The organism is Streptomyces sp. NPDC093984 (assembly GCF_044764595.1).
Taxonomy (GTDB): domain Bacteria; phylum Actinomycetota; class Actinomycetes; order Streptomycetales; family Streptomycetaceae; genus Streptomyces; species Streptomyces cynarae.
The window spans coordinates 179856-200558 of record NZ_JBIWIM010000012.1 but is presented as its reverse complement, the minus strand read 5'-3'; the positions used below and the strand labels follow the sequence as shown (position 1 = coordinate 200558).

Sequence of the window (20703 nt, the reverse complement as noted above, 5' to 3'; positions counted from 1 at the left end):
GGGGGTGTGCGCGCACTCGGCCGGAGCGCGCGGCACCCCCGGCTCACAAGGCGCGCAGGCCGTTGATCACATCGCGCAGGATGCTCTCGTCCACCAGCTCGGCGGGCGGTACGGGACGGGTGACGTGGACCAGTTCCTCGTCCACCAGGTCCCCGACGAGCACCCGCACCACGCCGACGGGCAGATCCAGCTCGGCGGCGAGCTCGGCTACCGACTGGGGAGTGTCACGGCACCGTTCGACGATGTCCACGTGCTCCGGGGACAGCGACGGGTCCCTCTCGGGATCGTTCACGTGCGGCTCGGTGACGACCACCGCGATCAGGTCGAGGCGGTGCTGCACCTCGTGGCTGGTGCGGCCGCGCGTCATGGCGTACGGACGGACGACCGGTCCGGCCTCGTCGTCGAACCAGTGGCTGCTTCCCTGACCGTCTCGGCTCATGCCGTCCCACTACCCGCCCGCGGGCAGATCGGTGCGCGGAGCGGACCCCAGATGTATACCGACCCGTTTGACGAGAAGGGTCATCTCGTAGGCCACCTGCCCGACGTCGGAGTCGGCGTCCGCCAGGACGGCGAGGCAGCTGCCGTCGCCGGCCGCGGTGACGAACAGGAAGGCCTCGTCGAGTTCGACGATGGTCTGGCGGACTTTGCCGGCGTCGAAGTGGTGGCCGACGCCCTTGGCGAGGCTGTGGAATCCGGAGGCGACCGCGGCCAGGTGTTCGCTGTCCTCCCGGCTCAGCTCCTTGGAGACCCCTGTGGGCAGACCGTCGCTGGAGAGCACGAGCGCCTTGCGGATGCTGGCGACGCGCTCCACCAGGTCGTCGAGGAGCCAGTTCAGCTCCCCCGACGCCTTGTTGGTCGCGGTGGGCCCTGCGGCCTTCGGTGCGGTCATCGACCGTCCCCCTTTGTCGTTCCTCGTGCTGAGCCGTCCTGGGCCTCGTCGCCCGCGGCGTTCTCCTCGCGGCCGCGCTGCCAGCCCCGCTGGAGCGAGGCGAAACGGCTGCGAACCTCGTCGGCGTCGCGCTCGGCGTGCCCCGCCCGGTCGGCGGTGCCCGACTGCTCGCGTTCGGCGCGCCGGCCCGGCCCGTCCTTCAACTGCGGGGCGAGGCTGGCCTGCCGTACCCGGCGGGGCAGCGGGCCCGCGCCCGCGTCCGCCCCTCCGGCCGCCACGTCCGGGTTGGCCATGGTCCCGTCCGGGCCGGACGGGGGCCGGGTGCGGCGCCGCTGGGGCAGGGCAGACACTTCGGTGCGATCATCGTACGAACGTACGGCGTCGGCCTTGGGTTCCCCGGATCGGCCGGACGGCCGACGGTTTTCCTGGAGCCCCGTCAGGCCGCGGTCGGGCGGGCTCTGCTCCTCGTCGGCCGCGGACCGCCGCGGTGCCTGTCCGGTCACCGGGCGGCCGTGGGAGCTGACCAGCTTGGGGGCGCGGCGGCGCGGCAGCGGGACCGGAGCACCCGGGTGGTCGGTGTCGCCGGGGCGGGCGGGCACGCGCGGTGTGTCTCGTGCCTGCTGGTGTTGCTCGCGCGGGGTGTCCGCGAGGGAGCGGCGGGGCCGGAAGACGCCGGGTTCGTCGTCCTGGTCGTCGAGGGCGCCCGCGAAGTCGTCGATCGCGTCCAGGTCGATGGGGGCGTCGAGCTCGACGGGGCCGTCCAGGATCGACGCGGGGACACCCGGGAGCCTGACGGGGGCGTGGGGCAGTGCCGAGGCGCGGTCCTTGCGGGTGCCGGACGCCGTGTCGGGCAGGGCGCGGTCGAGACGGAAGCCGATGCCGTTGGTGTCCGGGACGTCGTCGGTGAGGAGTGTGTCGGGAATGAGGACGACGGCCGTGGTGCCGCCGTACGGGGACGGCTGGAGGGAGACGCGGACGCTCTGCCGCCGGGCCAGCCGGCTGACCACGAAGAGGCCGAGCCGGTCGGTGTCGGAGAGCTCGAATTCCGGCGTTTCGGCCAGCCGCAGGTTGGCGTCCATGAGCGCCTCGGCGGTCATGCCGAGACCGCGGTCGTGGATCTCCAGGGTGAAGCCGTTGGCGACACGCTCGCCGACGACCTGTACGGCGGTGTGCGGCGGCGAGAACACCGTGGCGTTCTCCAGAAGCTCGGCCACCAGGTGGGTGAGGTCGGCGACGGCGGGCCCGGTGACGGCGACGCGGGGCAGCCGGCGCACCTCGATGCGTTCGTAGTCCTCGACCTCGGCGACGGCGGCGCGGACCACGTCCATGAGCTGGATGGGCTTGCGCCACTGCCGGGAGGGGGCGGCGCCGGAGAGGATGACGAGGCCCTCGGCGTGGCGGCGCATGCGCGTGGTGAGGTGGTCGAGGCGGAACAGGTCGGCGAGTTCCTCGGTGTCGTCCGTCCTGCGCTCCATGGCGTCGAGCAGGGTGAGCTGCTTGTGCAGCAGGACCTGGCTGCGGCGGGCGAGGTTGACGAAGACCTCGGAGACACCGGCGCGCAGCTCGGCCTGCTTGACGGCGGCCTCCACGGCGGCGCGCTGCAGGGTGTTCAGGGCCTGGCCGACCTCGCCGATCTCGTTCTTGTCGTACTCCAGGCGGGGCACCTCGGTCTCGACGTCGACCTGTTCTCCCGCCGAGAGGCGGCGCATCACGCTGGGCAGCCGCACCCCGGACGCCTCGTGGGCCTCCAGGCGCAGCCGACGCAGGTCGCGGATCAGGGCGCGGCCGATCCGGACGGACATGACCAGGGAGACCAGCAGGGCGATGAGGCCCAGGATGCCGGGGATGGCCGCTTTGATGACGACGTTGACGGCGAGGGGGCGGACGCGGTCCTGGTAGCGGTCGTCGGCCTGCGTGCTCATCCGGTCCAGCCGGTCCAGGACCTGGCCTGCGGCCTCGTCCCAGCTCTTGGCGGTGACGCCGTGCGGGATGCCCGGAGCGGCGCCGACGACGGCCTGTTCGGCCACGCGCAGCGGCGCGGTGCCGGCGTTCTTCCAGTAGCGCTGGAAGCGTTGGCTCTCCGAGGCCGGCAGCAGCGGCAGGCTGACGTCGTACATCACGGAGCGCTGGGTGACGAGGACGGAGACGTCGTGGATGTCGTCACGGGTGAGCCGGCCGGCGACGAGTGCGGAACCGAGGAGGGCGTCCTCGCGGGAGAGCAGTTCACGGGCGCGGAAGACGTTGACCAGAGCGCGGCCCTGTTTGTCCATCTCCACGTTGTCGAGGAGGTGGAGATTGGCCAGCAGCGTGAAACAGGGGTCGACGAGACGGTTGTAGAGGTCGAGGGCCTGGGAGCGGTTGACGGTGCCGTCCTCGACGCTGCGGCGCAGCGACGTCATGCCGTCAAGGGCGTCCAGGATGGAGGCGAGGCGCTCGGCGGTGCCCTGACCCATGTCCTCGCGCAGGTCCTCGTCCTTGCTGTTGCGACGGAGCTTGGCCACTATCTCGTCGGTGGCGGCGCGGCTGCGGCGGAGCGCAGCGAGGGAGTCGGAGGCGCGCGGGTCGGCGAGATACACGAGGGTCTGGCGGCGCTCCTGCTGCAGGACGCGGACGGTGTCCTCGGTGGGGTAGCCGACCTCTTCGACGATGTGGGACACGTTGAACAGCGACTGGGCCTCACGGCCGGTGAGGACCGTGGCGAAAGCCCAGATGGCGGTCAGGGACAGCAGCGGCACGAGGAGCAGCGCCACGATCTTCCGGCGGATGGACTTCCCGCGAAAGCGCATGGCCTCCCCCAGCTCGACCCCCTCCGTACCGGGGGTACACATGTGCGTCAACAAACGGCGTGAGCCTACTACCGACCCACGGGTATCTCGAAGGAGCGAGCGGGCGCGCCGCCCGCGGAAGGCCGGCAGCAGGTGGGCAGTTGTCCTGCCATTACGGCCCATCACCTCCCCGCGACCGGCACGCGGTGCGGCGGGGCATCCGGCCGGGAATTGGGGGCTCCTTGGCCGGAATTTTTCGTTCGCTGGGAATCTTCGCGGAACGACGATCGTCTCCCTGTATGGGAATTGGGGGCGGAATCGGCCACAGGCGCCGCATGCCGCACTCGGGCGGCGTAAAACAGCGCAAGCCGGGCAGCCACTGGGGAGTCGGTGTCGGGTGACACCGGGACAAGTGGTCTGCGGGCGGTGGGGAGTGACGGGTTGATGGACACGGCGGAGCGGCACGGGGCACCCGGGACGGGCGCCGCGGCGCCCACAGCAGCGCGACGGGGTCCCCAGGCGCCGGATCGCGACATCGCGGCGGGCGAGGAGCAGCGGGACGCGCCGTCCTACCGGCCGTTGTGGGTGGAGGAGCCCGCGCGTCGGCGGCGGCTGCCTGATCCCGTGCGGACGGCGGCAGTTCGGGCGGTCCTCATCATCGCGGTGACGCTGATCCAGGCGGTGATCGCCGTGCTGTGCACGCTGGCCGACTCCTGGCTGGCGTTCCCCATGGTGCTCAGCAGCGTGGCGAGCACGGTGGTGGCGACGTGGGGCGCGCTGGACGTCTGGGTGACGCGCCAGGTGTGGAACCAGCGCTATGGAGTGGTGTCGGCCCCGAGCAGCACGGCCCGCGCCCTGCGCCGTGAACGCCGCGCGGCCCACCGCCGGGCACGAGTCGCGGAGCGGACTCAGGAGCGCATACGCCGGCGGGGCGGGACCGGGCAGTTGTCGCATCCGTGACGGAATGAGGGCCCCGCACGCCTGGGACGGCACGCGGCAGCAGGGCGCGCGGTGGGGCGGACCTCACGTGGGCCCGCCCCACGGTCGCGCGGGCAGTCACGCGGGCCGCTTGAACATCCGGGTCGCCGTGATCTCGCTGTGCACCGCCTCTTCGGCCTGGGGCTGCTGCGGCAGGCCCGGCCGGAGGTGTTCCTCCACCCGGATGTATTTCAGGCCCGCCCGCAGGTCGGCGTCGTTGCGCAGCCGGATGACCAGCGGGAACTCGGCGAGCGCCGTCGTGTCGAACAGGCCGGTGGTGTAGAGCAGTTGCACCCCGAGCGCGTCCGAGACGGCCCGCTGCAGCTCCAGCAGGTACGTCGCGTTGGCGCGTCCGATGGGGTTGTCCAGGAACAGCGTGCCCGCGTGGCGGTGCTTGTCGCGTCCCCGGTCGTTCGAGCGCAGGGCGGCCATCGTGCAGTACAGCGCGATGGCGGCGGTGAGCAGCTGGCCGCCCGAGAAGACGTCTCCCATCTGCCCGACCGGCACCCGCTCGGCGCGCAGCACGGCGTCCGGCTTGAGGATCTCGACGGCGACGCCCTTGGGCTGGAGTGCCGCGCTCACGCCGCGCAGGAGCAGGGACATGCCGTCGCGGCGCAGGTCGGAGTTCTTCTTGACGGCCGCGCGGGTCGCTTCGTCGATGACCTCGCCCAGTCGTTCGATGAGCGTGGCCTGGTCGGGCTCCTCGAAGCGGATCCGCAGGAACTCCTGCCCGGACCACTCGCCGAGTCCCTCGGGCAGCCGGGACAGGCGCTGGGCGGAGCGCAGGGTCGCCAGCGCGGACTCCACGAGGCCGCGCAGCCGGTCGACGATGGAGTCCCGGTTGCGTTCCAGTTGCGCCAACTCGTCCGTCAGAACCCGGAGTCGGGGCGCGAAGGCCTCCGCCCAGCGCTGCGCGTGCTCCGGCAGCGCGGATGCGGGCAGTTCGCGGATCTGCTGGCGGGCGGGCGTGCGGACCTGCTCGTACCGTGTGGAGTTGGCGTGCCGTACAAGTACGTCGCTCGCCTCGCGTACGGCGGCCTCGGCGGCGGACAGGTCGGCGGCGCAGCCACGCAGGGAGCGGCGGGCCTCGGCGGCGGCCTTCCGGGCCTCCTCCAGGGTGCCCGGGTAGGGCTCCGGCTCCTCGTGCTCCTCCTCCGAGGCGTGCTCGCGCAGCAGGTCGCGGAGCATCGCGGCGATCTCGTCGAAGCCGCTCGCCGCGTCCTCGGCGGCCCGGTGGGCCTGAAGGAGTTCGGCATGGGCGTCGCGGGCCTGGGTCAGGGCCTCGGTGCGGGAGGCGAGCTCGGCCGTCGCGGTGCGCAGCAGGGCCTGGGCGTGCTCGGTGTCGCGCGGCACCAGTTCGTCGGGGAGTTCGGTGTGGGCCTCGCCGTTCTCGGGTGCGTGCCGCTCGGCCTCCCCGCGCAGCCGGCCGAGCTGTTCGCTGGCGGAGGACATCCGGGTCTCCAGGAGCTGCACCAGCTCCTCGGCGCGGGCGGCGGCGGCCTGCCGGGACGGCCCGTCGGAGCCGTCCGGCGAGGCGAGGAGCTGTTCGGCGCGGGTGCGCACCTTGTTGCTGAGCCGGTCCAGTTCGGCGCGTGCGGCGGACTCGTCGCTCTCGGCCCGCGCCTGCTCGGCGCGCAGGTCGGCACCGACACCGACCTTCTCGTAGACCTGGGAGGCGGCCCGGTAGGCCTCCCGGAGGGCGGGCAGGGACGCCTTCGGCGCGTCCGTGGCGTCCTCCGGTACGTCGTCGGGGGCTCCCGCGATCTCCGCGCGTTCGGCGCGCAGCGCACGCGCCGTGCGGCGGGCGTCGTCGGCGGCGCGCTGGGCGGCGCGCCGGTCCTCGTCGGCGGCGCGGGCGCGCTCCAGGCAGGCCTGGGCGCGGGCCTCGGCCTCGACCGCCTCGTCGGCGAGTTCGCGCAGCTTGACCTGCCAGCCGGCGCGTTCGCGCAGCCGGAAGGCGAGTCCGGCGAGGGCGTCGGCGGCGCGGCGGGCCTTCTGCGCGGCCTCCTGGCGCTCGTCGCGCACCTGGGCGGCCTCGGCGGCCGTCTCGTCGGCCTCCGCCCGGGCGGTGCGTGCCTCGGCCAGTTCGGCCTCGGCCTCCTCGGCGAACGCGCGGGCGTCCCGGGCGGCCTGCGCCAGCTCGGTGAGCCGGCCCGCCGGGCATCCCGTGCGCCAGGAGGCGAGCCGGGCCGCGAGCTCGCGGTCCTTGCCGAGCCGGGCCGCGAGCGTCCGGATCTCCTCGTCCCGCTCGGTGGCGCGGGCGCGCAGCGCCTGGCGCTCCTCGTCGGCGGCGTGCTCGTCGTGCATGGCCGGGTTCGGCGGGACCAGGAACACATCGCCACTGTCGTCGCGTTCGTCGACGGGCGGGGTCGGGGCGAGCAGCGCGGCGGCGGTGCCGACGGCGACGGCGGAGCGGGGCAGCAGTGCGGCCTCGCTCAGCGCCTGACGGGCCCAGACGTGCGACTCCGGATCGGTGATGATCACGCCGTCGACCAGCTCGGGCCGGGCGGTCAGCACGCGTGCGTGGTCGGCGGGGTCGACGGCCTGCGCGAGGTAGCGCCAGCCGGGCAGCGCGGGAATGCCGTGCTCGCCGAGGTACTCGACGGTGGCGAGCACGTCCGGGCCGGGGGGCAGCAGCCCGCCGTCACCGAGGGCGCCGAGGATGCGCGCGTCGTCGGCCGCGGCGGTCCGCAGTTCGAAGAGCTGCCGCTCTGCGGAGGAGACGGAGTCGTCGAGCAGTTCGCGCAGTTCGTCGGCGAAGCGGTCCAGTTCCTCGGCGGTGAGGGCGCCGTCCGGTGCCATCGGCGCCTCGGCCTCGCCGGTGTCCTCGTCGCGCCGGGGCCCGGGGACCCGGGGGCGTGCGCCGGTGCCTGACAGGCTCAGCAGTTCCGCCAGGCGCTCCTCGGCCGCCAGCGCCTCGGCGGTGCGCCGCTCGGCCTCGTACGCCCGCTCGGCGGCCGTGGCCGCGTCCGCGGCGCGGGCCGCCGTCAGCTCCGCCCGGGACTCGGCGGTGGCCGCCTCGCGCGCGTGCTCGGAGGCCCGGCGGGAGGCCTCACGAGCGATGTCCCAGGCGGCGACGGCGGTCTTCTCGGCGTCGCTCGCGGCGAGCGCCGCCCGCGCCGGGTCGGCGTCGGGTGCGCTGTCGTCCAGCCAGCCCGCGCGCACGGCCTCGGCGGTCTCCTGCTCCACCTCGGTGAGCCGCTGGCGCAGATGTCCGGCCTCGCTGCGGGCGCGCTGCGCCTCGGTGGCGGCGGAGGTCGAGTCCCGGTAGGCGGACTCGCTCACCTCCTGCAGGGCGGCGGACCGCTCCTCCTCCTCGTTGGCGAGGGACTCGGCGCTCTCGGCGGCCCCGTGGAGCGCCCGTACGAGATCGACGGCGGCCTTGGCGCGGGCGGCGAGCGCGGGCGCGGCGTCCCGTTCGGCCTCCTGGATGGCGGCCGACACGCGCGCCACCCGGTCGGCGGCGGCACGGTGCCGCAGCACGGCCTCGGCGGCCTGCCACGCGGAGTAGAGCTGGCGGGCGTCGGCCAGTTCGCGCTTCTGCGCGGCGGCGGCCTTCTCGGCACCGGTGAGCGCCAAGGAGGCGTGCCGGTAGGCGAGTTCGGCCGCGATGAGCGCGCTGTGCTCGCGGGCGGTCTCGGCCTGGGTGACAGCGTGCGCGGCCGTGGTGACCTGCTCGGCGAGATCGGCGGCGCGCACCCGCTCCTGCACCCCGCGCGCGGACAGGCGCCGCGCCAGCGTGCGTGTCCGCCGTTCGGCGCCCGCGTGGATGTCGCGCGCCCGCGAGCGGGCCTCGGCGGCGTCGACGATACGCCCGAGCAGGTCCACGGACCCGGCGGTGAAGTCCCGTTCGGCGATCAGCTCGGCCCGTCGGCCCAGCTTGTTGCCGAAACCGCTGACCAGGTCGGCGAGTCCGTCGGTGTCCCGGGTGTCGGTGACGGCACGCAGCAACAGGTCCGTGAAGTCGGAGTCCTTCTTGACCGCGAAGAGACCGGCGGCCTCACCCTCGTCCGCGTTCATCTCCCGCTGGTAGCGGAAGAGTTCGGGGTCCAGGCCGAGGTCCGTCAGGTGCTCGTTCCAGCGGTCGTGGATCTCCTCCCAGTGCACCTCCAGGTGCGGATACGCCTTGCCCGCCTCCATGAGGGCGTCCCGGAAACCCTTCATCGTGCGGCGTCGCCCCTGCGCCCCGGAGGCGCCCTCGACGGGCGGCCGTACGGCGTTGGACTCGGCGACGGGCAGGTTGTCCAGGGTGAGTCCGGGACCCGGGCGGAAGGAGTACCAGGCCTCGGCGAACTTGCGCGGGTCATTGGACACCTGGCGCCCGCGCCACTCGCTGACCTTGCCGACGACGACGCACTCGCCGGTCTGCACGTGCTGCCACTCCAGGGCCACGTGTCCGCAGTCGTCGGCGAGCAGGAACTTGCGCAGCACACCGGAACTGGCGCCGCCGAGCGTGTTGCGGTGGCCCGGCAGCATCACGGAGAAGATCAGCTTGAGCAGGACGGACTTGCCGCCGCCGTTCTCCAGGAAGAGCACGCCCGCGGGGGCGGGCCTGCGCGGCGGCCCGGCGGGCTCCTCCTCGAAGAACTCCGCCTGGGTGGGCGCGGGTTCGGGCACCGGATCACCCACGCCCCGTAGGTCCAGCACGGTGTCGGCGTAGCGCGCACCGGCCGGGCCGATGGAGTAGAGGCGGACCCGGGACAGCTCGTACATGGCGGCGGACTCTCGTCGTAAGTCTTGCTGGTGTTCGGAAAATGCGGGTGTTTCAGGAGTGGAACGGCAGTCCGGCGTCGGCCACGAGCTCCAGGTCGTCGGTGTCCTCGGCGGGCAGCAGGGTCGCCGTGCCGTCGGTGACCGGGACGATGCCGAGTTCGAGGAGTTCGGCCATGGCGGCGCTGCCGGCCATGTCGCGCACCTGGAGCTGGTAGCGGGCCGTCGTGCGGTACGTGCCGCCGTTATCGTCGCCCGTGCGCTGGAGGAACCCGGAGTCGGTGAGGAACGCGACGGCCTTCGCGACGATGCCGGTGGTCGAGGCGGCCGGCCGGCGCGCGTCCTTGGTGGCACCGGTCGCGCTGCGTCTGGCCCAAACCCGCCAGGCGGCCTCGAGGCCGGGCGCGTCGGTGGCCGGGTCGGTGTTCTCCCCCTGCTCCTCGGCCCGCTCCTCGAGGCGGCGGCAGGCCTGGCGGACGAAGGCGTCGACGCCGTTGACCGTGACGCGCCCGATGTAGCCGTCGTCGGCGAGGTCCTCCGGTCGCGGGAACGCCAGGGCGGCGACGGCCAGATGGGCGAGCCCGTGGAGGAAGCGGTCGGCGGAGTCGGCCGATGTGCGACGCGCGTAGTCGCCCATCCGGACCGCGAACACCGAGTCCTCGGCCGCGGTGACGGCCATGCCCGCGCGCGGGGACACCTCCAGGACGATGAGGCCGAGCCCGGTGGCGACGGCGTCGGCGAGCCGCGCGAACGGCGGGTCCTCGCGGTAGCGGCGCAGCAGGTCGGCGTACTCCTGGTCGCGTGCGGGCTGCAGCTTGGGCTGCAGCCCGAAGGCGACGAGCCGCGCCGCGTCGGCGGCGTCGGCGGGGGTGACGGCGCTGCTCACCGGCGTGGCGGCGGCGTCCGGCTCACTCCACTCGACGTGCTCGGTCACGGTTGGGGCTCCTTGGTGCGCTGGTGCTTGTTCGTGGTCATCGGCATCACGCCGCTTCCGTCCGGTCCGCCGCCATGCCCGCCGCGTCCAGCAGGGCCGTGCCCACGATCAGGTCGGCCCCGCCGAACTCCGGGTCGTCCAGCTCCGTGCCGTCGTCCACCGCGAACAGCAGCTTCTCCTCCCCCTGCCGGTACGCCGTGCCCACCGGCGGGCTCGCCGCGTGCACGGCCAACAGGGCGACCAGATAGGGCAGGTCGGGGTCCTTGCGGCGCGCCTCGGCCAACAGCCCCGACAGCCGCCGTGGCGCGTCCGCCGGCAGGTCGAGCAGTTCCATGGCGGCGGCCAGCTGCTCCTCGCTGAACCTGCTGTCGTCCGGTGTGGCGATCAGGTCCGGCTCGGGCATCTCGGCGCCCAGGTGCTCGCGCTCCACCGGAGGCGTCAGCAGCAGGTCGACGAGGTCCGAGACCCGCACGGAGAACGGCGTGCGCAGTCCCGTACCGTGCGTGAAGAAGGCGTCCGTGACGCGGGTCGCCCGCTCCAGCGCCAGGGGCAGCACTTGGGCGACGAGGTGCCCGTACAGGTCGATCCCGGACGTCGCGGAGGGCGTGGCGAACGCCTGCCGGTCCTGCTCGGCGCGGAACAGCGGGCCCGCTTCCAGGAGCCGGGACTGCAGCTGCGTGTGCCGGCGGATGCAGTCCTTGACGATGTCGACGAGTTCGGCGGCGCGCCGCTTCTGATCGGGTTCCTCGGACTCGTCTCGGGCTTTGCGGATGTTGGTGAGGATCGCGTTCTCGTGGCGGTAGCGCTCGGCGACGTGGTCCAGGGCCTCGGTGATCATGTCCGGGACCGCGTTCAGCCAGTCCACCGCACGGACGTTGCGCCGGGTGGCGTCCAGGGCCTTGCGCAGGGACTCCGAGTACTGCACGGTCCGGTAGCGCGCCTGCTCGGCGGCGAGCTGGGCGTCGGCGAGGCGGCCCCGGCTGATCAGCACCTCCAGTTTGACCTCGGCGGCGATCTGGGCGCTGGTGACATCGGTGTCGAGGGCGCCGACGAGGACGTTGACCGCCTCGTCCGTCGTCCGCAGGTAGACGCCTCCGCCGTAGCCCGGGACCTCCTCGATCAGCTTGAAGTCGTAGTCGCGGCGGACGTACGTGCCGTCCGGGGCGAACGTCCCGTAGACGGCCCGGAAGCCGCGGTCGACGCTGCCGACGTTGATCAGGTTCTCCAGGACCCAGCGGGCCACGCGCTCGTGTTCGGCGGGCGGGCGCTGCGGGGCCTGGGCGGCGATGCGCGGGATGAGGCGGGCGACTATCTGGTCGTGGTCAGCGCCGGTGTCGAAGTCCATGTTCAGCGTGACCAGGTCGATGGCGGCGAGGGCGATCTCCGCCATGCCGTACACCGAGTACTCACCCGCGAGGTTGGCCTTGCGCGCGTCCAGGTCGTGCAGCGGCGCGGTGCAGGCGAGCGCGCGCAGCCGCCGGGCCAGCCCCTCGTCGGCGGCCGGCCCCGAAGCGGGGCGCGGCCCCGTGCTGAACTGGGGCGGAACACGATCCGTCGATGCAGGCGAAGTCACGGTGCACAGATTAGGTCCTGGGTCTGACAACGACCCAAATCGCCGGGTGCGCTCCGCCGGCCGCGGTCCACGGCAAAGCCGCCGATGTCAAGCCCCGAGTCCCTGACCTGTGTCGGCCACCCGGCGCCCGTACACCTCGACCAGGCCCGCTCGTGAGTCGTCGAGGTAGGCCGCCAGGAGCTGCTCGGCCCTCTCGCTCTGCCCGGCCTGCAGGGTCCGGAGAATCTGTTCGTTGCGAGCCAGGTACGGCTCGTGCAGCCGGCGCGGGTCCGCCACCACGTGGAAGGCCAGGCGCAGTTCGGCGAAGACGCTGCGCATCAGTTCGTCCGTGCGTTCGCTCCCGGCGAGGGCCACCAGTTCACGGTGGAAGTGGATGTTGGCCGTCGACACGCCTTTCCAGTCACCTTCGCGCGCCGCGCGCTGCCCCTCCGCGACCGCTGCCGCGAGACCTTCCAGGGCGTACGGCGGCTGCCCGAGGCCCCGTACGACGGCGCACTCGACGAGCGTGCGGGTGCGGTAGATGTCCTCCACGTCGTCCACCGTCAGGACCCGTACGAAGACGCCCCGGTTCAACTCGTGGACGAGCAGCCTCTCGTGCGTGAGCAGCCGGAACGCCTCGCGCAGCGTGTTGCGCGAGATGCCGAGGGCGCCGCCGATGCTGTCCTCCGACAGCCGGGTGCCGGGCGGGAAGTAGCCCTCGGCGATACGGCTCCTGAGGATGTCCGACACCCGCTCGGCGGTGCTGGTGCGCCCCAGCAGCGCGCGGTCGTCGGCCAGTCCCGTCAGCTCCTCTGCCATGCCCGGAATTCAAGCGCACAGACAAGGACGAGACAACATGGGTATTGAAGGATCGTTCAACGATCCTCTACCTTGCTGGGCACGGCACCGCTCCGCTCACCGTGGCGTCGCGGCTTCCGCACCGCACGGCTCATCCCCCAAGCACCCTCCGTCCCTCACTGCGAGGTGCCCATGAGCACGACTCCTCCTTCCCCGGCCCCGACCGCCGACGCCCGCTCCGGCGCCGGCGAACGCGGCGCTGACGACGGCGCGTTGGGCTGGCTGCGCGCCCTCGGCCCGCGTGGCCGCCGTGCCTTCGCGGGCGCCTTCGGCGGCTATGCCCTGGACTCCTACGACTACTTCACGCTGCCGCTCAGCATGGTCGCGCTGGCGGCGTACTTCCGTCTGGACAGCGGCCAGACCGGCCTGTTCACCACGGTCACCCTGGTCGTCTCGGCGGTCGGCGGCGCCGTCGCGGGTGTGGTCGCCGACCGCGTCGGACGGGTGAAGGCCCTGATGATCACCGTGGTGACGTACGCCGTCTTCACGGTCGCCTGCGGATTCGCCCCGACCTACGAGACCCTGCTGGTCTTCCGTGCCCTCCAGGGCCTCGGCTTCGGCGGCGAGTGGGCGGTCGGCGCGATCCTGGTCGCCGAGTACGCGAGCGCCCGGCACCGGGGCCGTACGCTCGGCGCGATCCAGAGCTCCTGGGCCGTCGGCTGGGCGCTGGCCGCGGTCGTCTACACCCTGGTCTTCTCGTTCCTGGGCGACGACCTGGCCTGGCGGGTCATGTTCTGGACCGGTGCGCTGCCCGCGCTGCTGGTGATCTGGATGCGCCGCCGGGTGCACGACGCCCCGGAGGCGACGGCCCAGCGCGAACGGAGCGCCCAGAAGGGCTCCTTCGCCGCGATCTTCAAGCCGGGCAGGGACGGCCAGCCCGGCCTGCTGCGCACGACGGTCTTCGCGGGTCTGCTCTCCACCGGTGTCCAAGGCGGCTACTACACACTGGCGACCTGGGTGCCGACGTACCTGAAGTCGGAGCGGGGCCTGTCGGTCGTCGGCACCGGCTCCTACCTGACGTTCCTGATCTCGGGGGCCTTCCTCGGCTACCTCACCGGCGGCCACCTCACCGACCGGCTCGGCCGCAGGCGCAACATCTGGCTCTTCGCCCTGCTGTCGGCGATCTGCATCCTGGCGTACGCGAACATCCCGAGCGGCGCCAACACCCTGCTCCTGGTGCTCGGTTTCCCGCTCGGGTTCTGCATGTCCGCCATCTTCAGCGGCTTCGGGTCGTACCTGAGCGAGCTGTACCCGACGGCGGTGCGCGGCACGGGACAGGGCTTCACCTACAACACCGGTCGTGCGGTGGGCGCCGCCTTCCCGACCCTGGTGGGCTTCCTGGCCGACAGCTGGGGCGTGGGCGGTGCGCTGGTCTTCGGGGCGATCGGGTACGGGATCGCGGCACTGGCGCTGCTGGGCCTGCCGGAGACGCGTGGGAAGGAGCTGCGGTGAACCGCGCGGAAGACCACTCCCCGACCCTCATGGAAGACCGACCGCTGATCCTCGTCGACGAGCACGCGCACGCGTGGAGCGCGAAGGACGCCCGGGCCCGTGTCCGGGAGGGCCTGAGCGGCCCCACCGCCGGGGTCGCCGCGGGCCACACCCAGGTCAACCTGATCTCGGTGCCCGCCGACTGGGCGTACGACACCCTGCTGTTCTGCCAGCGCAACCCCAAGCCCTGTCCGGTCCTGGACGTCACCGACGCGGGCTCGCCCACGACGGTCCTCGCGGAGGGCGCCGACCTGCGGACCGATCTCCCGCGCTACCGGGTGTGGCGGGACGGCGAACTGGTGGACGAGCCGACGGACGTGCGCGCCCACTGGCGGGACGACCTGGTGTCGTTCCTCATCGGGTGCAGCTTCACCTTCGAGTGGGCGCTCGGCGAGGCGGGCGTGCCCCTGCGCCACATCGAGCAGGGCCGCAACGTCCCGATGTACGTCACCGCCCGCCCCTGCCGTCCGGCAGGCCGTCTGCACGGCCCCATGGTGGTGTCCATGCGCCCGGTCCCGCCACGGCACCTGCCCACCGCGATCCGGGAGAGCAGTCTGCTCCCCGCGGTGCACGGCGGCCCCGTACACTGCGGCGATCCGTCGGTCCTCGGCATCGAGGACCTCCGCCGGCCCGACTTCGGCGACCCGGTGGACGCCGAACCGGACGACATCCCGGTGTTCTGGGCCTGCGGCGTGACCCCGCAGGCCGCGGTGATGGCCTCGCGCCCGCCGTTCGCCATCACCCACGCACCGGGGCAGATGTTCATCACCGACGCGCGCGACGACCAGTACCGCGTGGTCTGACGACGACCAGTACCACGTCGCCCGACGACGACCGGCACCGCGTCGCCCGACGACGACCGGCACCGCGTCGCCCGACGACGACCGGCACCGCGTCGCCCGACGACGACCGGTACCACCTCGCCCGACGGCGCCCGACCAGGAGGGACCATGATCGATCTGAACGCCGATCTCGGCGAGGGCTTCGGCCGCTGGCAGCTCACCGACGACGAGCGGCTGCTGTCGGTCGTCACGAGCGCCAACGTGGCCTGCGGGTTCCACGCGGGGGACGCGGCCACCATGCGCCGGGTGTGCGAACTGGCGGCCGAGCGCGGCGTACGGATCGGCGCCCAGGTCTCCTACCGCGACCTGGCCGGTTTCGGGCGGCGCTCGATGGACGTGCCGCCCGACGAACTGGCCGCCGAAGTGGCGTACCAGATCGGCGCGTTGGAGGTCTTCGCGCGCGCGGCGGGCTCCCGCGTGGCCTATGTGAAGCCGCACGGCGCGCTCTACAACCGGGTGGTCCACGACGAGCGGCAGGCCCAGGCGGTCGTGGACGGCGTGCTGCTCGCCGACGCCACGCTGCCCGTGCTGGGGCTGCCCGGGTCGCGTTTCCTGGAGGTGGCCGGCAAGGCCGGGCTCCCGGTCGTCACCGAGGCGTTCGCGGACCGCGCCTACACCGAGGAGGGCACGCTCGTGCCGCGCGGCCGGGACGGGGCGGTGATCACCGACGTCGACACGGTCGTCGCGCGCTCGGTGGGCCTCGCCCGCTCCGGGACCGTCGTGGCCCACTCGGGGCGCGAGATCCCGGTGCGCGCACGCTCCTTGTGCCTGCACGGCGACACACCGGGCGCGGTCGACCTGGCCCGCCGGGTGCGCGCCGCGCTCGAGGCCTCGGGCGTGCGCGTGGAGGCCTTCGCATGAGGGTGCTGCCCGTCGGGGACGAGGCGCTGCTCGTCGAGCTCTCCAGCGGCGACGAGGCACAGGCCCTGCACGCCGAGCTGCTGCGCCGTCGGGCCTGTGGTGAGCTGGCCGCGCGTGAGGTGGTCCCCGCGGCCCGCACGGTCCTCCTGGACGGCGTCGCCGACCCTGCCCGGCTCGCGGCCCGGATCGCCGAGTGGGACGTCCCGCCGGTCGCCACGCGCGCGGAGAAGCCGGTCGAGATCCCCGTACGGTACGACGGTCCCGACCTTCCCGAGGTCGCCGCCGTGTGGGGCGTGTCGCGCAAGGAGGTGGCGCGGATCCACGCGGCGGCCGAATTCCGTGTCGCCTTCTGTGGGTTCGCGCCGGGGTTCGGCTATCTCACCGGCCTGCCGGACCGCTACCACGTGCCGCGCCGGGCCACCCCGCGCACGGCCGTCCCGGCGGGTTCGGTGGCGCTCGCGGGCCCGTACACCGGGGTCTATCCGCGCTCCTCGCCGGGTGGCTGGCAGCTCATCGGCACGACCGACGCGGTGCTGTGGGACCACGCGCGCGTGCCGGCCGCGCTGCTCGCCCCGGGCGTCAGCGTCCGCTTCGTCCCGGTGGGGTCCTGATGGCGGACCGTGCTCTCGTCGTCGTACGCGCGGGGCTGCTGACCACCGTGCAGGACCGGGGCCGGCCCGGGCACGCCCATCTCGGGGTACCGCGTTCCGGGGCACTCGACGCGCCCGCGGCGGCGCTCGTCAACCGGCTGGTCGGCAACCCACCGGAAGCCGCCGTCCTGGAGACCACGCTCAACGGCTGCGCACTGCGCCCGCGTTCGACGGTCACCGTCGCGGTCGGCGGCGCGCCCTGCGCGGTCACCGTGGACGGCCGCCCCGCCCCGTGGGGAGCGCCGGTCCGCGTGCCGGGCGGGGCACTGCTGGAGGTGGGGCCCGCACGGGCCGGAGTACGCGGTTACGTCGGTGTCGCGGGCGGAGTGGCGGTGGACCCGGTGCTCGGCAGCCGTTCCACCGACCTGCTCTCCGGGCTCGGCCCGCCCCCGCTCGCGGACGGTGCGGTACTGCCCCTGGGTGTGCCGGCCGGCCCTCACGCGCGCGTGGACGCCGTTCCCCAGCCGGGCCCGCCGGCCGAGCTGGTGCTGCGGGTGACGCTCGGGCCGCGCGCCGACTGGTTCACCGGGGACGCGCTCCGCACGCTCGTCACGCGCGCGTACCGGGTGTCCGCCGCGAGCAACCGCATCGGCCTGCGCACCGAAGGCCCCGCCCTGGAGCGTGCCCGGACCGGTGAACTCCCCAGTGAGGGCATGGTGCTGGGCGCGGTGCAGGTGCCGCCCGACGGCCGCCCTGTCGTCTTCCTGGCCGACCATCCGACCACCGGGGGGTACCCGGTGATCGCGGTCGTCCGCACCGCCGACCTCGCGGCCGCCGCCCAGGCGGCCCCGGGCACCCCCGTGCGGTTCACGGCCGTGAGCCGCCAGTAGGCGGGCCGCTCACGCCGCGTCCGGCTGCTCCGCGACCGACAGCGCGGTCAGCGCGGAGGCCACCGCGTGCGAGGCGGTCAGGTCCAGCCGGGCGCTGGACCCCCTGGCCTTGTGGCGGACCTCGTCGGCGGCCAGCGTGATCAGCTGCGGCAGCAGGTCGGTGCACCGCCTGGCCACCCAGCCCGTCCCGGCGGTGGCCAGCCACCACAGGCTCGCCGAGCGGCTCGGCGCCGAGAACTCGGGCTCCGCCGAGGGCGCGGCACCGGTGGCGAGGCCCGCCTCGGCGAGCAGCGCGTGGAAGCGCACGGCGAGCTGCCGGTGCCCGCGCTCCCCCGGGTGCAGCCGGTCCGCGCTCCACATCGCGCGGTCGCTGATCCAGTCCCCGTGCGCCGCGTGCAGATGCACCGCCCCGTGCCGTTCGGACAGCGCGTGCACGACCGTGTTGACGGCCCGCTGCCGCCGCGCCAGGGGGCGCGCCAGCGCTCCGGGCAGCCGCAGCATCGTCCCCGGGTCGGGCAGGCAGGCCGTGAGCAGCGCCGTGCCCTGAGCGCGGAACGCGGCGTACACCTGGTCGAGGCGAGAGGCCACGGCATGGATGTCGAAGGTGCAGCGCAGGGTGTCGTTGACGCCTATGACCACGGAGACGACGCCGGGACGCAAGCCGAGCGCGGCCGGGGTCTGCCGCTCCAGGACGTCCCGGGTCTGGGCACCGCTGACGGCGAGGTTGGTGAACTCCGCGGGGCTGTTCGCCGGGGCGAGCCCGTCGGCGAGGAGCGCGGCCCACCCCCGCCAGGTGTCCCCGACGGGGTCGCCCACGCCTTCCGTCAGCGAGTCGCCGAGCGCGACGAACCGTAGGGGTCTCATCGCACGCCCTCCCGGGCCGCCTCCCGCGGGCGGGCGTCACCGGCCGCCGTCGGAGCGTCGAACGGCAGGGCGTCGTGGGCCGCGAGGAACGCGTCCACCGCCGTCTTCCAGCCGAAGCACTCGGCACGCGCGCGTGCCGTCTCCCGGCGCTCGCACTCGGACCGCTCCATGAGCACCTCCACCGCGTCGGCGAAGGCCTCACCGGTGTTCACGGCGGTCGCCCCGGCCGAGCCGATCACCTCGGGCAGCGCGGAGAGGGCGCTGGCCACCACGGGCGTGCCGCACGCCATCGCCTCAAGGGCGGCGAGCCCGAAGGTCTCTGCGGGTCCCGGGGCCAGGCACACGTCGGCCGTGGCCTGCAGCGCGCCGAGCAGGTCCCGGTCGGCGACGTGGCCGAGGAAGGTGACGGGCAGCCGCCGCTCCTCGGCCCGCTGTGCGAGCCGGGCCCGCAGCGGCCCTTCCCCGGCGACCACCAGCACCACGCGCCGTCCGCGGTGCAGCAGGGCCTCCAGGGCGTCCAGGGCCGTGCCGGGCTTCTTCTCCACGGACAGCCGGGAGCACATGACGAGCAGCGTCTCGTCCCCGCGCGCGTACCGTGCGCGCAGCCCCGCGTCCCGCAGCGCCGGGTGCCGCTGTGCGAGGTCGACGCCCAGCGGTGCCCGTACGACGTTGCGGGCGCCGATCCGCACGAACTCACGCTCGGCGAACTCGGTGGTGCACACCACACGCGCGTAGGTGTGCGCCGTACGGATGTTGAGGGCGTCGGCGGCGCGCCGGGACATGGTCTCGGACAGGCCCCAGGTGCGCAGGACGCCGTCGGCGGTCTCGTGGGAGACCATCACGGCGGGGACCCGGGCGCGCCGGGCCCACTTCCCGGTCCAGCGCAGGGTCGTGCGGTCGGAGATCTCCAGACGGTCGGGGTCCAGTTCCTCCAGGAGGGCGGCGACGCGGCGCTTGTCCACGAGGACGCGGTAGCCGCCGGTGCCGGGCAGCAACGGCCCGGGCAGGGTGATGACCCGGCCCTGCTCGGTCGTCTCGTCGGTGTGGCGCTCGCCGGGCACGATGAGCACCGGCTCGTGCCCGGCCTCCTTGAAGCCCTTGCCCAGCTCGCGCAGCGCGGTGCGCAGACCGCCGGACGCCGGGGCGACGAAGTTGGCGAGGCGCACGATACGCAGCCCGGCGCCGGTCCGCTCGGTGGCGAAGCTCATGCCGCCACCACCGTCTTGCGCGCGGCGAGCACGTCCGCGTAGTGGCCGATGAGCTGGTCGCCGACGGCGGCCCAGGTGCGGCCCTCGACGAGAGTGCGCGCGGCGGCTCCGTAGGCGGCCCGCAGCGCGGGGTCGGCCGCCAGGGACCACACGGCGTCCCGGAAGGCGGCCGCGTCCCCTGGTGGCACGAGCAGTCCGGTGCGGCCGTGGGCCACCAGGTCGAGCGGGCCGCCCGCGGCGGGCGCGACGACCGGCACGCCGCTCGCCATGGCCTCCTGCACGGTCTGGCAGAACGTCTCGAAGGGGCCGGTGTGCACGAAGACGTCGAGCGAGGCGAAGATCCGGGCGAGTTCGCCGCCGGTGCGGCGGCCCAGGAAGGCGGCTCCGGGCAGGGCGGCGCGCAGGGTGGTCTCGCTCGGCCCGTCGCCCACGACGACGACGCGTACGCCGTCCAGACCGCAGGCGCCGGCGAGGAGTTCGACGTGTTTCTCGGGGGCGAGCCGGCCGACGTAGCCGACTATCAGCTCACCGTTCGGGGCGAGTTCCCGGCGGATCGCCTCGTCCCGCAGGTCTGGCCGGAAACGGACGGTGTCGACGCCCCGTGGCCACAGCTGCACCCGGGGCACACCGTGTGCCTCCAGGTCGTGCAGGGCGGCGCTGGAGGGCGCGAGGGTGCGGTCGGCGGCAGCGTGCACGGAGCGGATGCGCCGCCAGGCCGCCGCCTCGCCCGCGCCCATGTAGGTGCGGGCGTAGCCGGCGAGGTCGGTCTGGTAGATGGCGACGGCGGGGATGCCGAGCCGGGCGGCGGCCGCCATGCCGCGGACGCCGAGGATGAAGGGGCTGGCCAGGTGCACGATGTCGGCGCGGTGTTCGGTGATGGCCGCGGCGACGCGTCGGCTGGGGAGTGCCACGCGCACCTGGGGGTAGCCGGGGAGCGGCAGGGAGGGGACACGGACGACGGGGCACGGCGCGAGGGCGTCGGGCCCTGTGCCGATGGGGGCACCTCCCGGTTCGAACGCAGTCGAGAACTTGGGAGAGGTGGCCGGAGCGACGACGAGGGGAGCATGACCGCGATCGACGAGGTGCCGGGCGGTCTGCAGCGCGCAGTGGGCCACGCCGTTCACATCGGGGGGAAAGGATTCGGTCACGATGACGACACGCATACCCGTGTTCTCGCCGCGCCGGACGTGGCCGCGTCAACGTCGATCTTTCCGGCCGGGGAACGTCCCATGAGCGTTGAGCTGCACAGCCGAGCAGGTCCGCCCGTGTCC

At 73.8% G+C, this 20703-nt stretch carries 16 protein-coding genes; 6 read left to right on the top strand and 10 right to left on the bottom strand.

Translation table 11 applies throughout. From position 1 onward, the window contains the following. Positions 1 to 43 precede the first annotated feature (43 nt). Genes ACIRC0_RS32780 through ACIRC0_RS32770 form a run of 3 tightly spaced genes read right to left on the bottom strand, consistent with a single transcriptional unit; the run spans position 44 to position 3675 of the window. Positions 44 to 439 (bottom strand): DUF742 domain-containing protein, encoded by a 396-nt coding sequence (locus ACIRC0_RS32780; RefSeq protein ID WP_403623497.1) that lies wholly within the window; start codon positions 437 to 439, stop codon positions 44 to 46. A 9-nt stretch (positions 440 to 448) separates the two neighbouring features. Further along, a complete protein-coding gene (locus ACIRC0_RS32775) occupies positions 449 to 889 on the bottom strand; it encodes a roadblock/LC7 domain-containing protein (RefSeq protein ID WP_403623494.1) in 441 nt (146 codons plus the stop codon). Next, the gene (locus tag ACIRC0_RS32770; protein WP_403623491.1) at positions 886 to 3675 is read right to left on the bottom strand and encodes a nitrate- and nitrite sensing domain-containing protein; all 2790 of its coding nucleotides are present in this window, start codon (positions 3673 to 3675) and stop codon (positions 886 to 888) included. The genes ACIRC0_RS32775 and ACIRC0_RS32770 overlap by 4 nt, the downstream gene beginning before the upstream one ends. Positions 3676 to 4098: 423 nt before the next feature. On the opposite strand from ACIRC0_RS32770, the gene ACIRC0_RS32765 reads away from it, so the two are divergent. Further along, positions 4099 to 4614: a hypothetical protein gene (locus ACIRC0_RS32765; protein ID WP_403623488.1), complete on the top strand. Its 516-nt coding sequence runs from the start codon at positions 4099 to 4101 to the stop codon at positions 4612 to 4614. 96 nt (positions 4615 to 4710) lie between these two features. Here the strand turns inward: ACIRC0_RS32765 and ACIRC0_RS32760 are convergent, their stop codons facing one another. The 4 genes from ACIRC0_RS32760 to ACIRC0_RS32745 form a co-directional block, all read right to left on the bottom strand. Continuing rightward, complete coding sequence (locus ACIRC0_RS32760; RefSeq protein ID WP_403623485.1) at positions 4711 to 9345, bottom strand: hypothetical protein; 4635 nt, start codon at positions 9343 to 9345, stop codon at positions 4711 to 4713. Positions 9346 to 9397: 52 nt separating this feature from the next. Continuing rightward, positions 9398 to 10276 carry a hypothetical protein gene (locus tag ACIRC0_RS32755; RefSeq protein WP_403623482.1) on the bottom strand — a complete coding sequence of 293 codons (879 nt, stop codon included), beginning with the start codon at positions 10274 to 10276 and terminating at the stop codon, positions 9398 to 9400. Positions 10277 to 10322: 46 nt separating this feature from the next. Next, positions 10323 to 11849 (bottom strand): hypothetical protein, encoded by a 1527-nt coding sequence (locus tag ACIRC0_RS32750; protein WP_403623479.1) that lies wholly within the window; start codon positions 11847 to 11849, stop codon positions 10323 to 10325. Positions 11850 to 11936: 87 nt separating this feature from the next. Continuing rightward, complete coding sequence (locus ACIRC0_RS32745) at positions 11937 to 12647, bottom strand: GntR family transcriptional regulator (protein WP_403623476.1); 711 nt, start codon at positions 12645 to 12647, stop codon at positions 11937 to 11939. 171 nt (positions 12648 to 12818) lie between these two features. Here ACIRC0_RS32745 and ACIRC0_RS32740 point away from each other — a divergent pair, with 171 nt between their 5' ends. The 5 genes from ACIRC0_RS32740 to ACIRC0_RS32720 all read left to right on the top strand — a co-directional run bounded on the left by ACIRC0_RS32740 (position 12819) and on the right by ACIRC0_RS32720 (position 17360). Further along, positions 12819 to 14138: an MFS transporter gene (locus ACIRC0_RS32740; RefSeq protein ID WP_403623473.1), complete on the top strand. Its 1320-nt coding sequence runs from the start codon at positions 12819 to 12821 to the stop codon at positions 14136 to 14138. 29 nt (positions 14139 to 14167) lie between these two features. Further along, positions 14168 to 14980, top strand: coding sequence for a putative hydro-lyase (locus ACIRC0_RS32735; protein WP_403623562.1), 813 nt, complete (start codon positions 14168 to 14170; stop codon positions 14978 to 14980). A 147-nt stretch (positions 14981 to 15127) separates the two neighbouring features. Then, positions 15128 to 15880, top strand: a complete 753-nt coding sequence (locus tag ACIRC0_RS32730) for a LamB/YcsF family protein (RefSeq protein WP_403623470.1) — start codon at positions 15128 to 15130, stop codon at positions 15878 to 15880. After that, on the top strand, positions 15877 to 16491 hold the full coding sequence (gene pxpB, locus ACIRC0_RS32725) for a 5-oxoprolinase subunit PxpB (protein ID WP_403623467.1): 615 nt from the start codon (positions 15877 to 15879) through the stop codon (positions 16489 to 16491). The genes ACIRC0_RS32730 and pxpB overlap by 4 nt, the downstream gene beginning before the upstream one ends. Further along, positions 16491 to 17360 (top strand): biotin-dependent carboxyltransferase family protein, encoded by an 870-nt coding sequence (locus ACIRC0_RS32720; RefSeq protein ID WP_403623464.1) that lies wholly within the window; start codon positions 16491 to 16493, stop codon positions 17358 to 17360. The genes pxpB and ACIRC0_RS32720 overlap by 1 nt, the downstream gene beginning before the upstream one ends. A 9-nt stretch (positions 17361 to 17369) precedes the next feature. Here ACIRC0_RS32720 and ACIRC0_RS32715 read toward each other — a convergent pair whose 3' ends face one another. Genes ACIRC0_RS32715 through ACIRC0_RS32705 form a run of 3 tightly spaced genes read right to left on the bottom strand, consistent with a single transcriptional unit; the run spans position 17370 to position 20595 of the window. After that, the gene (locus tag ACIRC0_RS32715; RefSeq protein ID WP_403623461.1) at positions 17370 to 18224 is read right to left on the bottom strand and encodes an SGNH/GDSL hydrolase family protein; all 855 of its coding nucleotides are present in this window, start codon (positions 18222 to 18224) and stop codon (positions 17370 to 17372) included. Continuing rightward, complete coding sequence (locus ACIRC0_RS32710) at positions 18221 to 19432, bottom strand: glycosyltransferase (RefSeq protein ID WP_403623458.1); 1212 nt, start codon at positions 19430 to 19432, stop codon at positions 18221 to 18223. The genes ACIRC0_RS32715 and ACIRC0_RS32710 overlap by 4 nt, the downstream gene beginning before the upstream one ends. After that, positions 19429 to 20595: a glycosyltransferase family 4 protein gene (locus ACIRC0_RS32705; protein ID WP_403623455.1), complete on the bottom strand. Its 1167-nt coding sequence runs from the start codon at positions 20593 to 20595 to the stop codon at positions 19429 to 19431. Before ACIRC0_RS32705 ends, ACIRC0_RS32710 begins: the two co-directional genes overlap by 4 nt. Positions 20596 to 20703: the final 108 nt, after the last annotated feature.